This window comes from Haloferax sp. Atlit-109R, assembly GCF_003665865.1.
Classification (GTDB): Archaea; Halobacteriota; Halobacteria; order Halobacteriales; family Haloferacaceae; genus Haloferax; species Haloferax volcanii.
Genome location: NZ_QPLO01000001.1, coordinates 1,500,801 through 1,515,744, shown reverse-complemented (window position 1 = coordinate 1,515,744; position 14,944 = coordinate 1,500,801). Strand labels below are relative to the sequence as shown.

14 protein-coding genes are annotated in these 14,944 nt (G+C 68.5%); 10 read left to right on the top strand and 4 right to left on the bottom strand.

From position 1 onward, the window contains the following. Nucleotides 1-10: 10 nt before the first annotated feature. Nucleotides 11-403 carry a transcriptional initiation protein Tat gene (locus DVK03_RS07920; RefSeq protein ID WP_115802638.1) on the bottom strand — a complete coding sequence of 131 codons (393 nt, stop codon included), beginning with the start codon at nt 401-403 and terminating at the stop codon, nt 11-13. Nucleotides 404-531: 128 nt separating this feature from the next. Between DVK03_RS07920 and DVK03_RS07915 the strand changes: the two genes are divergently transcribed. Continuing rightward, a complete protein-coding gene (locus tag DVK03_RS07915; RefSeq protein WP_115802637.1) occupies nt 532-2,034 on the top strand; it encodes a DUF790 family protein in 1,503 nt (500 codons plus the stop codon). A gap of 33 nt (nt 2,035-2,067) precedes the next feature. Here the strand turns inward: DVK03_RS07915 and DVK03_RS07910 are convergent, their stop codons facing one another. Both DVK03_RS07910 and DVK03_RS07905 read right to left on the bottom strand, forming a co-directional pair. After that, nucleotides 2,068-2,604, bottom strand: a complete 537-nt coding sequence (locus DVK03_RS07910; protein ID WP_115802636.1) for a hypothetical protein — start codon at nt 2,602-2,604, stop codon at nt 2,068-2,070. Further along, a complete protein-coding gene (locus tag DVK03_RS07905) occupies nt 2,601-3,542 on the bottom strand; it encodes an RsmB/NOP family class I SAM-dependent RNA methyltransferase (protein WP_004063220.1) in 942 nt (313 codons plus the stop codon). Before DVK03_RS07905 ends, DVK03_RS07910 begins: the two co-directional genes overlap by 4 nt. Before the next feature lie 173 nt (nt 3,543-3,715). Here DVK03_RS07905 and DVK03_RS07900 point away from each other — a divergent pair, with 173 nt between their 5' ends. The 8 genes from DVK03_RS07900 (at nt 3,716) to DVK03_RS07865 (ending at nt 12,209) form a co-directional block, all read left to right on the top strand. Next, on the top strand, nt 3,716-4,462 hold the full coding sequence (locus DVK03_RS07900; RefSeq protein ID WP_115802635.1) for a proteasome assembly chaperone family protein: 747 nt from the start codon (nt 3,716-3,718) through the stop codon (nt 4,460-4,462). Nucleotides 4,463-4,588: 126 nt separating this feature from the next. Continuing rightward, on the top strand, nt 4,589-5,284 hold the full coding sequence (locus tag DVK03_RS07895; RefSeq protein WP_004041484.1) for a nucleotide exchange factor GrpE: 696 nt from the start codon (nt 4,589-4,591) through the stop codon (nt 5,282-5,284). A 126-nt stretch (nt 5,285-5,410) separates the two neighbouring features. Further along, complete coding sequence (locus DVK03_RS07890) at nt 5,411-6,172, top strand: alpha/beta hydrolase (protein ID WP_188148666.1); 762 nt, start codon at nt 5,411-5,413, stop codon at nt 6,170-6,172. A 216-nt stretch (nt 6,173-6,388) separates the two neighbouring features. Next, the gene (gene dnaK / locus DVK03_RS07885) at nt 6,389-8,266 is read left to right on the top strand and encodes a molecular chaperone DnaK (protein ID WP_115802633.1); all 1,878 of its coding nucleotides are present in this window, start codon (nt 6,389-6,391) and stop codon (nt 8,264-8,266) included. A 144-nt stretch (nt 8,267-8,410) separates the two neighbouring features. Continuing rightward, nucleotides 8,411-9,568, top strand: coding sequence for a molecular chaperone DnaJ (dnaJ, locus tag DVK03_RS07880; RefSeq protein WP_115802632.1), 1,158 nt, complete (start codon nt 8,411-8,413; stop codon nt 9,566-9,568). Between the two features lie 52 nt (nt 9,569-9,620). After that, a complete protein-coding gene (locus tag DVK03_RS07875; RefSeq protein ID WP_007273624.1) occupies nt 9,621-9,941 on the top strand; it encodes a cupin domain-containing protein in 321 nt (106 codons plus the stop codon). A gap of 109 nt (nt 9,942-10,050) precedes the next feature. Then, nucleotides 10,051-10,758, top strand: a complete 708-nt coding sequence (locus DVK03_RS07870) for an AMP-binding protein (protein WP_115802631.1) — start codon at nt 10,051-10,053, stop codon at nt 10,756-10,758. Between the two features lie 158 nt (nt 10,759-10,916). Beyond that, nucleotides 10,917-12,209 carry a dicarboxylate/amino acid:cation symporter gene (locus DVK03_RS07865; protein WP_115802630.1) on the top strand — a complete coding sequence of 431 codons (1,293 nt, stop codon included), beginning with the start codon at nt 10,917-10,919 and terminating at the stop codon, nt 12,207-12,209. 20 nt (nt 12,210-12,229) lie between these two features. On the opposite strand, the gene DVK03_RS07860 is transcribed toward DVK03_RS07865, so the two are convergent. Beyond that, the gene (locus tag DVK03_RS07860) at nt 12,230-14,236 is read right to left on the bottom strand and encodes an AMP-binding protein (protein ID WP_115802629.1); all 2,007 of its coding nucleotides are present in this window, start codon (nt 14,234-14,236) and stop codon (nt 12,230-12,232) included. A gap of 123 nt (nt 14,237-14,359) precedes the next feature. On the opposite strand from DVK03_RS07860, the gene DVK03_RS07855 reads away from it, so the two are divergent. Continuing rightward, nucleotides 14,360-14,941 (top strand): GNAT family N-acetyltransferase, encoded by a 582-nt coding sequence (locus DVK03_RS07855; protein WP_004041468.1) that lies wholly within the window; start codon nt 14,360-14,362, stop codon nt 14,939-14,941. Nucleotides 14,942-14,944: the final 3 nt, after the last annotated feature.

Here is a 14,944-nt window from a genome sequence, read left to right as displayed (position 1 = left end):
GAAACCCCTCTCAGACCAGCGAGACGTTCAGGTCGCCGTCGTCGGAGAAGGCGTCGTATTCGACGTCGAACTCGATTTCGAAGTCGGCGGTCCCGCCGGCCGGCACGGTGAGTTCCCGCGACTGCGTCGTGCGTTCGCCGCCGACGGTGACCCGGACTTCGACCGTGGTGAGTCGCTCGGCCCCGCCGTCGTTGAGAACCGACCCGAAGACCCGGAGACGGCCGTCGTCGGTCGCCTCGTAGTCGATATCTTCGATGCGGACCGGGGAGACCTCGGGCGTGTCCCGGGGGTTGCCCGCCGGCGCCGCCGGTGGGTTTCGCGGCCCCGTCGCTCCCGGTAGCGACCCCAGACAACCCGACGACAGGCCGACCGCGACCAGTCCGAGGAGGCGTCGTCGCTCCATACGGTGGCGTCCGCCGCGGACGCAATGAACCTTGCCGTCCGCGTCGTCGGTCGCGTCTCACTCACCGTCGCGCGCGCGTCTCCCCGCCGCCCGAGTCGCTTTTGTCCCGCGACCCCCTCGTTGCGAGCGTGCTGACGAAGGACCTGCTTCGGGTGTCGCGGGCGGGCGGCGGCTACCACCCGCAGTTCGCTGACCGGGGCGACCGCCCGCTGGCCGCGAAAGCCATCGGCGTCTTCCGGCGACACGTCGGCGACGCGCGGGCCGCCCTCGACGACGCCCTCGCCGACCTCGAAGCCGAGACCGACGACTTCAAACTCGCCCGCGGGTTCGCGTCGCTGCTCGACCGCGAGGCGGTGTTCGAGACGGCGGCTCCCCTGCCGCCGGTCCGCGCCCGACGCGCCGCGTTCGAGGCCGCGATGAGCGTCGGCGGCGTGGCGACCGAGGAGGAACGGGCCGCGGCGCTCGACCGCGCGGCGTCCTCGCTCGGGTCGTCGCCGGCGGCGGTCGACGAGTCGCTCACGGCCGACCGCGAGGTCGAACAGGTGCTCTCCGAGTTCGACCCGCGGTGGACGCCCGACGAACTGCTCGCGCAGTACAACCTCTCGCTCGCCCAGACCGCCCTGTTCGACGCGACCGAGGTCCGGGTCCGAAGCTCCGACCCGAAGGCCGTCGTCTCGGCGGTCAAGCGCCTCCGCCTGATGTACGAGATTCGGAAGACCGACGCCGGCCGCGAGGTCGTCGTCACCGGCCCCGACGCGCTCTTTCAGCGAACCCGGCGGTACGGGACCGCCTTCGCCCGCCTGCTCCGGTCGGTCGCCACCGCCGGCGACTGGCGACTCGCGGCGACTATCGACGACCGCGGGACCGAGCGCGAGATGACGCTCACGAGCGACGACGTGTCGGTTCCCGGCGTCGAGCCGATGGCCGAACCCGGCTTCGACAGCGGCGTGGAGGCCGACTTCGCCGCCCGCTTCCGCGGCCTCGACCTCGACTGGTCGCTCGTCCGGGAGCCGGAACCCCTCGAAACGGGGACGAGCGTGATGATTCCGGACTTCGCGTTCGACTACGCGCACGCCGACTTCCGCGTCTTCTTCGAGATTATGGGCTTTTGGACGCCCGAGTACGTCGAAAAGAAACTGGGCCAACTCGCCGACGTGGAGGACGTGGAACTCGTCGTCGCCGTGGACGACTCGCTCGGCGTCGGCGAGGACATCGCCGCCCGCGACCACCGCGCCGTCCCCTACGCAGGCTCCGTGCGCGTGAAGGACGTGGTTGACGTGCTGCGCGACTACGAGTCCGACCTCGTCGCCGACGCGGCGTCGTCGCTCCCCGCCGAACTCGCGCCCGACGACGACGTGGTGACGCTGTCGGGCCTCGCGGCCGCCCGCGGCGTCTCGGTCGACGCGCTCGACGACGTGGCCTTCCCGGAACACGAACTCGTCGGGCGGACGCTAGTTCGGCCCGCCGTCCTCGACGCGGTCGCCGGGGAAATCGAGGCTGGAATGTCGCTGTCGGCGGCCGAGTCCGCCCTCGCCGACCGCGGCCTCGACGACGCGAGCGCGGTCCTCTCGCGGCTCGGCTACCGGGTCGAGTGGGAGGGACTGACCGGCGGGGCGGTCAGAGAGAAGTAGCGGGGCGCAGCACCGCGACCCGGTCGCTGCCGGCTATTCTGGTTTGACGAGGTCCTCCTGCCGGCCCTTGGGGACGGTCGAGCGGAGCTCCCCGTGGAGGTAGAGGCCGACGCCGAGGGGTTCGAGTTCGCCGGCGATTTCGTGGGCGGCGGTGAGGTAGCCCCAGTCGCCCTCCCACCGGTCGAGCTGTTGGTCGTGGCCGTCGACGAACGCCTGCGCCTCGCTCGGACTCAGTTCGATGACGTTCTTCGTCGCGTCGCCGCAGAAGCGCTGGACCGCGTTGGTCGAGGGCTTCCAGTGGCGCTGGCGGGTCCGCAGGATGCGCATCCCGAGCCCCTCGACTTCGATGGGGTCGACGACCTCGCCGTGGAACGCCCAAATCTTGCCCGCGCCCTTCTCCCAGAACGTGTACCCGTCGAAGACGGCGGGGTCGACGCCGAACCGCTCGCCCCACCAGTCGATGACCTCCTCGCGGGAGGGTCGACCCTCGACGACGCGGTCGTCGGCCGTCGGCGGCAGGCGGTCGAACTGCTGGCCCCAGTTCTCGTCGGGGGCGGTGTCGTCGCTCATGCGGTCACCTCCAGTTTGGCGGTGAAGAAGCCGCCCGTGTCGTTGTGGTGCGGGTAGACGCGGCGAGCCTTGGTCACCGACGGGTCGTACTCGTCGCCCTCCCACTCGGTGATGCCGGGCGCGGTCTCGAAGCCGCCGGGCACGTCCCATTCGACCACCTCGCAGTCCTCGCGGTCGAGGACGAAGTCGAGGACGGCCTCGTTCTCCTCGGGCGCGAAAGTACAGGTGGAGTAGACGACGGTGCCGCCGGCTTTCGTCACCTGCACGGCCCGTCGGAGGATGCCCTTCTGGATGCCGGCGACGCTCTTGACGTGGTTCATCGTCCACTCGTCGAGCACGTCGGGGTTCTTCCGGCAGGTGCCCTCGCAGGAACACGGCGCGTCGACGAGGACGCGGTCGAACTGCTCGAACGACGCGTCCCTCTCGGGGGTTCGCTCCCCGTAGGGCTTCATCGAGAAGTTGCGGGCGTCCTGATTCGACACGACGAGGTTCGTCACGCCGAGGCGCTCGGCGTTGTGGCGGAGCGCCGACAGCCGACCGAGGTTGTTGTCGTTGCCGACGAGGACGCCCTCGTCGTCCATCATGGCGGCTATCTGGGTCGTCTTCGACCCCGGCGCGGCGCAGGTGTCCCAGACGCGCTCGCCCGGCTGCGGGTCGAGGGCGATAGCCGGGAGCGCCGACACCTCCTCTTGGCCGTGGAGCCAGCCGTGGAAGTACGGCCAGTTCGTCCCCGGACTGCTGTCTTCGAGCTTGAGGATGCCGGGGTGCCAGTCGGTCGGTTCGTAGGCGACGCCCTCGTCGTCGAGCGCCTCGCGGGCGCGCGCCACCGTCGTCTTGATGGTGTTGACGCGGACGACGGAGGGAAGCGGCCGCTCGCAGGCCGCGAAAAAGGCCTCCTCGTCGTCCACGAGCGGCGCGTACCGCTGGAGCGGGTTCATGACACTCGATTCCGCGCGGGCGCGCTTGTCGGTTTCGGAGTCGCCGGCGGGGTCGCAGGCGCCGTCGCCGGGAGACGCCACCGGCCGAAGCAGTCGCGCCGGGGCGAGGCCGGCAGGCGATGACCGCACAGTCGCCCGTCGGATTTACCTCGCCCCGGCGACCATGTTCACGTATGGCACGCATTCGCGTCCTCGCGGAGGAACTCACCGACGAACTGGAGTCGCCGACGCTGGTCGAAGGGCTGCCGGGCGTGGGGTTGGTCGGCAAAATCGCGGCCGACCACCTGGTCTCGGAGTTCGACATGACCCACTACGCCGACGTGTTCTGCGAGGGCGTCCCGAAGGTCGCGGTCTACATGAAGGACGACCCGGCGTTGCACCCGCCGGTCAGGCTCTACGCCGACGCGGAGCGGGACCTGCTCGTCCTCCAGAGCGACATCCCCATCCGGCCCGAGGCGGCGACCGAACTCGCCACCTGCCTCGGCCCGTGGTTCGAGGAACTCGACGTGCTCCCCGTGTTCCTCTCGGGCATCGCCCGCGAGAAGTCCGAGGACGTGCCCGCGCTCTACGGCGTCGGCACCGACGGCGCGGCGTCGCGGCTCGAAGCCGCCGATATCGACAGTCCGACGGAGACCGGCCTCGTCTCGGGGCCGACGGGCGCGCTCCTGAGCAACGCCGTCTCGGTCGGCCGGCCGGCGCTCGCGTTGGTCGTCGAGTCGGACCCGCAGTTCCCCGACCCCGAGGCGGCCCGCGTCGTCATCAAACACGGCATCGAACCGCTCGTCGGTATCGAGGTGCCCGTGGACGACCTCGTGAACAGCGCCACCGAGATACGGCAGGCCAAAGAGCAGTTGGCCCGGCGGATGCAGCAGTCCGACGAGGAGAGCACGCAGGCGCGACCGCTCGGGATGTACCAGTAAGCGGAGTGGACGGCGCTGGCCGTCGGTCGCGGGGAGTCTCGGCCCGCGCGACGGTTCCGCCCTGAGAAGCGTTTCGGCCGACCCGCAGTCTACACGTTTAAGCCGCGTCGGACACTTCTCCCGCCCATGAGCGACGACCCTGCCGAGTCGGTCACGGACGCGAACGCAGACGCCGAGACTGACGCGGCATCCGACGCAGCGGCGCAGACGGCCGAAGACGCGGCGACGGACGCCGACGGCGAGGCGTCGAGCGCCGAGTCGGCGGCCGAGGAATCCGGCGCGACGGGCGACGGGCCGACCGTCGCTGACCGCGTCGCCGAGTACGACGACGACCTCGCGGCCGAGGTCGCGGCGCTCGAAGCCCGCGTCGACGACCTCGAAGCCGAGCGCGACGAGGCGGAAGCGACGGCCGAGGAACTCCAGTCGCGTCTCAAGCGGACGCAGGCCGACTTCCAGAACTACAAGAAGCGCGCGAAGAAGCGGCAGTCCCAAATCAAAGACCGCGCCACCGAGGACTTCGTCGAGCGCGTCGTCACCGTCCGCGACAACCTCGTTCGCGCGCTCGACCAGGACGAGGACGCCGACATCCGCGGCGGCCTCGAATCGACGCTCAAGGAGTTCGACCGCATCCTCGAAGACGAGAACGTCGAAATCATCGACCCCGAACCGGGGACCGACGTGGACCCGAACCGCCACGAAGTGATGATGCGCGTCGACAGCGATCAGCCGGCGGACACCGTCGCCGACGTGTTCCAGCCCGGCTACGAGATGGCCGACAAGGTCATCCGCGCCGCGCAAATCACGGTCAGTAAGGGCGAATAGCGCGCCGTCGACCGGGCGCTCGCCGTCGCCGGGAGCGGTCTCGCCTCCCCGACCCGGCGAGGACTTTTGTTCTCACCTCGCTATCACTACGCCATGCGACTTCGTTCCCGTCGGCGGCGGCCGACCGTGCGCGTCACCCAACACGGCGACCCCGGCGACGACGACCTGCTTTTCGTCCTCGGGTGGGGCAACGAGCCGGGTCACCGGAGCGTCGAGTGGCTCCTCGACCGCCTCACCTACGAGGGCTACCACGTCCACGCCGTCGAACTGCCGACGAACGGCTGGGAGTTCGAGCGCCAGTACGTGAGTCCGGTGCGGGCGTACGCGGTCGACCGCGACATCGACCTCGTGCTCAGCCACAGCACCGGCGGCCTCGTCGCCGCCCACCTCGACCTCGCGGTTCGGAACGTCTTTCTGAGCCCGTGGTGGGGAACGGCCGTCTCGGGGCTCGCCGCCCTCCTGTTTCCCCTCGTCAGTCGGCTGCCGACGACCAAACCTATCGTCCCGTCCGGCATCTCCCGCGAGGACCTCGGCGAACTGAAACTCGCCGCCGAACTGGCCGACGTCCCGGCTAACGCCTCGCCCGCCTTTCTCCGCATGATTCGCGGCGCGCAGGCGTCGCTGCCGCCGTTCCGCCCCGACGACGTGGTGTTCGCCTCGCTTTCGGACCGGGTCGTGGACGTTCGCGCAATCGGCGACCGGACGCCGGCGTCGAACCTCGTCCCGTACGACGGCGGTCACGAGTTCTTCGCCAGCGAGGGCCGCGAACGGACGCTTTCCACGGTGCTCGACGCCCTTGACGGGGCCGACGCGTCGTCGCTCCGGGCGAACGGCGCTGACGCGGCCGACTCGGCCGACGGAACCGAACGCCCGCAGCCGACGGACTGACGAGCAACGAGGTCGCACGGTCGGTCGGGTGCCGGGTCGCCGCCGGGCGACCACGCTCGGAGCGTCGCCGCGACGCGGTCGGCGGTTCTACATAAATCGACCGACCTCTTTCGACGCGAGAATAGAAAATCGCAAGACGGCGTCGACCTCGGTGCACGCCGTGTGTCGCAGTATCTAGTAACCTTTAACCGGCAAAAGACGGTATTTGCGGGCAAGATGGCGAGCAACAAGATTCTGGGTATCGACCTCGGCACCACGAACAGCGCGTTCGCGGTGATGGAGGGCGGCGACCCGGAGATTATCGTGAACGCAGAAGGCGACCGAACCACCCCCTCCGTCGTCGCGTTCACCGACGACGGTGAGCGGTTGGTCGGCAAGCCGGCGAAGAACCAGGCCATCCAGAACCCGGAGCGCACGATTCGGTCCATCAAGCGCCACATGGGTGAGGACGGCTACACCGTCGATATCGAGGGTGAGGAGTACACGCCGGAGCAGATTTCGGCGATGATTCTCCAGAAAATCAAGCGCGACGCCGAGGACTACCTCGGCGACGAACTCCAGAAGGCCGTCATCACCGTCCCCGCGTACTTCAACGACAAACAGCGGCAGGCGACGAAGGACGCCGGCGAAATCGCGGGTCTCGACGTCGAGCGCATCGTCAACGAGCCGACCGCCGCGTCGATGGCCTACGGCCTCGACGACGAGTCGAACCAGACCGTGCTCGTCTACGACCTCGGCGGCGGCACCTTCGACGTGTCCGTCCTCGACCTCGGCGGCGGCGTCTACGAAGTGGTCGCCACCAACGGGGACAACGACCTCGGCGGCGACGACTGGGACGAAGCCATCATCGAGTGGCTCGCCACCGAGTTCGAAAACGACCACGGCATCGACCTCCGCGAGGACCGACAGGCGCTCCAGCGTCTCAAGGACGCGGCCGAGGAAGCCAAAATCGAACTCTCCTCGCGCAAGGAGACGACCATCAACCTCCCCTTTATCACGGCGACGGACTCCGGACCGGTCCACCTCGAATACGACCTGACCCGCGCGAAGTTCGAGTCGCTCACCGCTGACCTCATCGACCGCACGGTCGAGCCGACCGAGCAGGCGCTCGAAGACGCCGGCTACGACAAAGGCGACATCGACGACGTCATCCTCGTCGGCGGCTCCACCCGGATGCCGCAGGTCCGCGACAAGGTCGAAGAACTGCTCGGCTCCGAGCCGAAGAAGTCCGTCAACCCCGACGAGGCCGTCGCGCTCGGCGCGGCCATCCAGGGCGGCGTCCTCGGCGGCGAGGTCGACGACATCGTCCTCCTCGACGTGACGCCGCTGTCGCTCGGTATCGAGGTCAAAGGCGGCCTGTTCGAGCGCCTCATCGAGAAGAACACGACGATTCCGACCGAGGAGTCGAAGATATTCACCACCGCGGCCGACAACCAGACCACGGTGCAGGTCCGCGTCTTCCAGGGCGAACGCGAGATGGCCGAGGACAACGAACTCCTCGGCGAGTTCACGCTCTCCGGCATCCCGCCGGCCCCCGCGGGCACGCCGCAGATCGAAGTCGGCTTCAACATCGACGAGAACGGCATCGTCAACGTCTCCGCCGAGGACAAAGGCTCCGGCAACGCCGAGTCCATCACCATCGAGGGCGGCGCGGGGCTCTCCGACGACGAAATCGACCGCATGCAACAGGAGGCCGAACAGCACGCCGAAGAGGACAAAGAGCGCCGCCGCGCCGTCGAGGCCCGCAACGAGGCCGAGGGCGCGGTCCAGCGCGCGGAGACGCTCCTCGAAGAGAACGAGGAGAACGTCGACGACGAACTCCGCGCCGACATCGAGGCCGCCGTCGAGGACGTGGAAGCGGTGCTCGAAGACGACGACGCCTCCACGGACGAACTCGAAGACGTGACCGAGGAGCTCTCGAAGGAACTGCAGGAAATCGGCAAGCGCATGTACCAACAGCAGGCGCAGGCGCAGGCCGGCGGTCCCGGCGGCGCTGGCGCTGGTGCGGGCGCGGCGGGCGGCCCCGGCGGTGCGGACCCCGAGGACTTCGTCGACGCCGACGCGGACTTCGACGAGGACGACGAGGACAACTAACCACAGGTGGACGGTCGGGTCGCAGAGAGACCCGACGCCGGCGGTCGAATCCGGGCGAAACCCCCGGTTTGACCCCGTTCGCGCTCGCCGCGATACGAGAGACGGACTTTTCAAATACCTTCACCGGCTACAAGAGAGCAACTGATGAGCGAGGACTTCTACGACGTACTCGGGGTCTCGCGGGACGCCTCGAAAGACGAAATCAAGAACGCGTACCGCAAGAAGGCCGCGAAGTACCACCCCGACGTTTCCGACGAGGACGACGCCGAGGAGAAGTTCAAGAAGGTCCAGAAGGCCAAGGAGGTGCTCACGGACGACGAGAAGCGGCAGATGTACGACCAAGTCGGCCACGAGCGCTTCCAGCAGTCCCAGAAACGCGGCGGCGGTGGCGGCGGCCGCGGACAGGGCAATCCCTTCGGCGGCGGCGGCAACCCGTTCGGCGGCATGGGCGGCGGTGGCGGCGGCTTCGAGGACATCTTCAACAACCTGTTCAACGGCGGCGCGGGCGGCCAACAGCGCAACCGTCCCCAGCAGGGCCGCGACGTGGCCCAGCGCATCTCAATCGACCTCGAAGACGCCTACCACGGCGTCGAGCGCGACGTGACGATTCGCCGCCGCGAGATCTGTCCCGAGTGCGACGGCGAGGGTCATCCCGAGGACGCCGACGTGAACACCTGTTCGGAGTGTAACGGCTCGGGCCAGCAGACGACGGTCCAGCAGACTCCCTTCGGCCGCGTCCAGCAGACGACGACCTGTCGCGCCTGCGGCGGCGAGGGCGAGACGTACAGCGAGGACTGTTCGGAGTGCCGCGGGAGCGGGCGCGTCCGTCGCACTCGCGACGTGACCATCACCATCCCCGCCGGCTTCCGCGACGGCCAGCGCCTCCGCTACCGCGGCGAGGGCGAACCCGGCGAGAACGGCGGTCCCAACGGCGACCTGTTCGTCGAGGTCAACGTCCGCGACCACGAGGAGTTCGAGCGCGACGGCGACGACCTCCGGTACACCCATCCCATCTCCTTCCCGCAGGCCGTCTTCGGCGCGACCGTCGAGGTGCCGACCCTCGACGGCGAGGAGGAACTGAAGGTGCCCGCGGGCACCCAAAGCGGGTCGACGTTCACCGTCTCCGGCGCGGGGATGCCCCACCTCGACGGCCGGGGCCACGGCGACCTGCACGTCGAGGTCCACGTCGTCACGCCCGAGGACCTCAACAGCGAGCAGCGCGAGGCGCTCAAAGAGTTCGCCGAGGCCGGCGGCGAGGAGGTCAAAGAGGGCCTCTTCCAGAAGCTGAAGAACTCGCTGTGAGCGATTTCCGACACCGCCACGCTCTCGTGTGTGGCGGCCGTCAGTTCGGCCGATGTCCTACACGAAAGCGAACTACGAGGACGTAGACGCGGTCGGCGGCGGGCTCCACTTCCTGCGAGACGAACTCGACTGCGTCGAACTCGGCTTCAGCGTGTTGGAGGCCGACCCCGACTGGTCCGGCAAACCCCACGACCACGCCGAACAGGGCCACGAGGAAGTGTACTACCTCGTCTCCGGCGGGGCCACGCTCGTCGTCGAGGACAAGGAACTCGACCTCGAACCCGGCGACGCCGTGCGCGTCTCGCCTGAGGACACGCGCGAACTCCGAAACGGCCCCGAGGAGAGCACGTTCGTCATCGCGGGCGCGCCCTGAGTCGTCGCGCCGGCGTCGTCTCGGCGCTGCTCGCCCGGACTCCCCACGCGTTCTCGAACCGCGAGCACGCCTCGGGGGCTTTTTTCGCGCCGACTCCCTACGACCGGCCATGGACGTTATCGGTGACCTCATGGCCCGCGACCGGCGGAGCGACCGACTCGCGCTCCGGGTCGACGGCCCCGGCCGGACCTACACGTACCACGACCTCATCACGACCTCGTACAAGGCCGGGAACGTCCTCCGCTACCTCGGCGTCCGCAAGGGCGCTCGCGTCGCGGTCGACCCGGCGCCGCTCCCCGAACCGCTGTTGACGTTCCTCGGGGCGGCCCAACTCGGCGCGGTGACGGCGTTCGACCCCGCAGTGGAGGCGCGGGCGACCGTCGTTCCCGTCGACAGCGAGGAAGCATTCGAGGACCTGCCGCCGGGGCAGAAACTCGCCGTGTTCGGCGGCCCGCCGAGTTCGCCCGCGACGACCCACTGGGAACAGGAGGTCTGGAGCGAGAACCCCGCGGTCCACCCGGAAGTAGTCTCGCCCGCCGACCCGGCGCTCGTCGCTGACGACCGCGAGTTCACCCACGGCGACCTGCTCGACGCGGCCCGCGAGGTCGTCGCTGACTTCGACCTCGAAGCGGGCGACACGGTCGCGGTCCGGTCGTCGCTTTCTCACCCCGGAACCGTCGTCGCCGGCGTGCTCGCGCCGCTTTTGGCCGGCGGCACGGTTCGGATTCCCGTGGACGACGAGGCGGTCGAAGCGGCCCTCGCAGTCGGTAACGGGGTTCCCGAGTCGGTCGCGCTCGCGCCCGACGACGTGTGGTGACCACGACGCGTAGGGTGGAGAGACGTCACCGAACGCTCCAACTATTAATTCGGATTTGAGATTGAATTCTACCTCGGTGTTAAATTCGGGATTTTCACCGCTATATTTATAGTCCGGCTGTATCGTTAGTGCAAACACGTTACATGTCATAGTCTGGCATCGTATCTCTCTGGAACCGGTATCGTTCGGTCGGCATCGTCTACCGAATCGGGGTCGCGTTCGTCCTCGGGTCGCTCGTCGGCCTCGTCGTCGGCGAACCCGCGACGGCCTTGAAACCGGTCGGTGACCTGTTCGTCCGACTGCTGGAGATGCTCATCGTCCCCATCGTGGTGTTCACGCTCCTGATGGGCGTCCGGCAGCTCTCGCCGTCGTCGCTCGGTCGCGTCGGCGCGCAGGTCGTGGGGCTGTACGCGCTCACGTCCGCGTTTGCGGTCGCCATCGGACTCGGGGTGAGCAACCTCGTCTCCCCCGGCTCCCGCGGGCTCGAAGAACTGCTCGCCGGTGCCGAGGCACAGAGCGCCGAGGCCCCCGACGCCGTCGAAGTCGTCCTCAACGTCGTCCCGACGAACCCCGTGGGCGCGATGGCCGACGGTGGCGTGTTGCCGACCATCTTCTTCGTCGTCGTGTTCGGCCTCGGCCTCACGCTGGCGTGGGAAGAGACCGACGACGAGCAGGTCAAACGCGGCATCGAGACGTTCTTCGACCTCGCCGACGCGGGCGCAGAAGCGATGTACAAGGTCGTCTGGGGGGCGATGGAGTTCGGCGTTCTCGGCGTCTTCGCGCTGATGGCCAACGTCTTCGGCACCGCCGGCGTGGACGCAATTCTCCCGTTCGCGCTCCTCATCGGAACGATGCTCCTCGCGGCCGTCGTCCACATCGGGCTCGTCTACCTCGGCACGTTCGTCGTCGGCGTCGCGGGGCGGTCGCCGGTCGCGTTCCTCTCCGGAGCGCGCGACGCGATGGTGACCGCGCTGAGTATCCGGTCGTCGTCCGGGACGCTCCCGGTGACGATGTCCGACGCGGACGAGAACCTCGGCATCGAAGAGCGCATCTACGGCTTTACGCTCCCGCTCGGCGCGACCATCAACATGGACGGCACGGCGATGTACCAGGGCGTCGCGGCCATCTTCGCGGCGAACATCGTCGGCGTGAACCTCTCTCTGGTCGACCAGTTCGCGGTCGTCGCGGTGGCCGTGCTGGCGAGCATCGGCACCGCCGGCGTGCCCGGGTCGGGGCTCATCATGCTCACGCTCGTCTTGACGCAACTCGGCCTGCCGCTCGAAATCGTGGGGCTCGTCGCCGGCGTCGACCCAATCCTCGACCGCATCCGGACGATGGTGAACGTGACCGGCGACCTCGCGGTGACGACGGTCGTCGCCACGTGGAACGACGCGGTCGACTTCACCGCCGACGCGTGGAACGACGGCGTCGGCGCGGCGCTGTCCGACTGAACGAAGGCGGAAAAACCGCTTCAGGACGCGTTTTCTATCTTTTCGAGCGACTCGGGATTCTCGATACTGCTCATGTCGCCGAGGTCCTCGCCCGCGTAGATGGAGGCGATGGCGCGGCGGATGATTTTGCCCGACTGCGTCTTCGGGAACTCGTCGACGAACAGGATTTCCCGTGGGCGGAACGGCTTGCCCAACTCGTCGCCGACGACGCCCCGAAGCTCCTCGCGGAGGTCGTCGTTCTCGTCGATACCGTCTTCCAGGACGACGTAAGCGACGACGGCCGTCCCGGTGGTATCGTCGGGGACGCCGACCGCGGCGGCTTGGTTCACCGCGTCGTGTTCGATGAGCGCGCCTTCGACCTCGGCGGGGCCGACCTTGCGGCCGGCCACGTTGAGCGCGTCGTCGGCGCGGCCGTGGAGGAACCAAAAGCCGTCTTCGTCTTTCTGCGCCCAGTCGCCGTGGTCCCAGAGGTCGTCCCACGACGACCAGTAGGTGTCGAGGTAGCGGTCGTCGCCCTCCCAGAGGCTCTTGGTCATCGACGGGCAGGAGTCGCGGGCGACGAGGAAGCCCCGCTCGTGGCTGTCGGCGATGGACTCGCCCGAGGAGTCCACGATGTCGATATCCATCCCGAGGCCGGGGCCGCCGAGCGAGCAGGGCTTGAGCGGTTGGGTCGGCATCGGCATGAGGAAACAGCCGCAGATTTCGGTGCCGCCGGAGATGTTGATGATGGGGGCGTCGCCGCCGCCGACGTGTTCGTAGAACCACTGCCACGACTCGGGGTCCCACGGCTCGCCGGTCGACCCGAGCAGGCGGAGGCTCGACAGGTCGTGTTTCTCGACCTCCTCGTCGCCGTACTTCCGCAGGGCTCGGATGGCCGTCGGCGAGATGCCGAAGGTGGTGATGCGGTGGCGCTCTATCATCTCCCAGAAGCGGTCCGGGTTCGGGTAGTCGGGCGCGCCCTCGTACATGAAGATGGTGCCGGCGAAGGTGTGGTTCCCGATGAGCGTCCACGGGCCCATCATCCAGCCGATGTCGGAGACCCAGAAGAAGCGGTCTTCGGGCTTCTGGTCGAAGCCGAAGTGAATCTCCTTGGCGGTCTGCATCTGGACGCCCGCGTGGGTGTGGACGATGCCTTTCGGCTTGCCGGTCGTTCCCGAGGAGTACAGCAGCATCGACTCGGCGTCCGACGGCAGGCGTTTGGTCTCGTACTCGGAGTCGGCCGCGCCGACGGTGTCGCCCCACCACTCGTCGCGGCCCTCGGTCCACGGCACGTCGGCGTCGCTCTCATCGCTCTCGTCGCCGAACCGCCGGTAGACGACGACGTTCTCGACGCAGCCCGCTTCCTCGATGGCCTCGTCGGCGGTCGGTTTCAGTCGGACCTCGGAGCCGCGGCGGTAGAAGCCGTCGGCGGTGAAAAGCACCGAGCACTCGGGGTCTTCGAGGCGGGTCGCGGTGGCGTCGACGCCGAAGCCGGAGAAGATGGGGACGGCTACCGCGCCGACCTTGAAACAGCCGTAGAGGATAGAGATGACCTCGGGGACCATCGGCATGTAGAGCCCGACGGTGTCGCCGGTCTCGACGCCGTACGATTCGAGGACGTTGGCGACGCGGTTGGCCTCGCGGTAGAGGTCGTGGTAGGTCCGCTGGACGACCTCGCCGCCTTCGCCCTCCCAGATGCAGGCGACGCGGTTCCGGTTCCCGGAACCGACCGCGGCGTGGCGGTCGAGGGTGTTGTGGGCGACGTTTATCTCGCCGCCGGGGTACCAGCGGGAGAACTGCGGCCCCTCCGAGTCGTCGCGGACCGCGTCGTACTCCTCGTAGAACTCGACGTCGAGGTAGTCGACGAGCTCGTCCCAGAACCACTCGACGCCCGAGGCACCGACGCCCGGCACCTCGGTCGTCGTTCGCTCGATGAGTTCGTCGTAGTCCTCGATGTCGTGTTCCCGCATGAAGCGGGTGACGTTGGCGTCCTCGACGAACGCCGGGTCCGGTTCGTGCACCACGGTGTCGGTGTCGGGTACGTCCATGAACCGAGCTACCGCGACCGGAACCATGAATCTTTACTGTTCTTTCGTTGGGTTCGACGGACGCGACGGCCATCGGCGGCCCGGCCCGAGGCGTTTTTGTCGGCCGGTGTGCTAGGAGTAGACATGTACGTCCGAGACGCGAAGAACCGAGACGAGGTCTGGTTGCTCGACTCGCTGGACGAACTCGGACTCGACGACGGCTCCTTCCGGTCCCGCGATTACGTCATCGCGCTCGACGAGGAGTCCGGCGAGAAGGCGGGCTTCGGGCGCATCCGGGTCCACAAGACCGACGAGCCGTTCTGCGAACTCACCTGCGTCGGCGTCTCGGAGCGGTGGCGCGGACAGGGCGTCGGCGCGCACGTCGTCGAGCGACTGGTCGACCGCGCCGCCGCCGAAGACTTCGACACCGTCTACGGCTTCACCTCGGACCACGGCTACTGCGCGCAGTTCGGCTTCGAGGCGGTCGACGCCGAGGACCTCCCCGAGGGGCCGCGGCAGCGACTCGACCGGGTCAGGGAAGCCGACGGCGACGCCATCGCGCTCCGACTCGACCGCGAGGCGTTTTCGATGCCCGAGCGCCTCCGCGAGCGGTTCAAGGCCGCCGCGCCCGCGAGCGCCGGGGACGCCGAACCCGAACTGACCGCCGAGGACTTCGGCTACGACGAGGAGACGCCGACGAAGTACTCGACGAATCTCCGGCGCTGAGCC

Coding starts and splice junctions, on each gene's coding strand:
- DVK03_RS07905 (WP_004063220.1), bottom strand. CDS start 3,542: ATGAACCCGCTCCAGCGGTACGCGCCGCTCGTGGACGACGAGGAGGCC.
- dnaJ (WP_115802632.1), top strand. CDS start 8,411: ATGAGCGAGGACTTCTACGACGTACTCGGGGTCTCGCGGGACGCCTCG.
- DVK03_RS07895 (WP_004041484.1), top strand. CDS start 4,589: ATGAGCGACGACCCTGCCGAGTCGGTCACGGACGCGAACGCAGACGCC.
- DVK03_RS07855 (WP_004041468.1), top strand. CDS start 14,360: ATGTACGTCCGAGACGCGAAGAACCGAGACGAGGTCTGGTTGCTCGAC.
- DVK03_RS07860 (WP_115802629.1), bottom strand. CDS start 14,236: ATGGACGTACCCGACACCGACACCGTGGTGCACGAACCGGACCCGGCG.
- DVK03_RS07870 (WP_115802631.1), top strand. CDS start 10,051: ATGGACGTTATCGGTGACCTCATGGCCCGCGACCGGCGGAGCGACCGA.
- DVK03_RS07910 (WP_115802636.1), bottom strand. CDS start 2,604: ATGAGCGACGACACCGCCCCCGACGAGAACTGGGGCCAGCAGTTCGAC.
- dnaK (WP_115802633.1), top strand. CDS start 6,389: ATGGCGAGCAACAAGATTCTGGGTATCGACCTCGGCACCACGAACAGC.
- DVK03_RS07920 (WP_115802638.1), bottom strand. CDS start 403: ATGGAGCGACGACGCCTCCTCGGACTGGTCGCGGTCGGCCTGTCGTCG.
- DVK03_RS07900 (WP_115802635.1), top strand. CDS start 3,716: ATGGCACGCATTCGCGTCCTCGCGGAGGAACTCACCGACGAACTGGAG.
- DVK03_RS07875 (WP_007273624.1), top strand. CDS start 9,621: ATGTCCTACACGAAAGCGAACTACGAGGACGTAGACGCGGTCGGCGGC.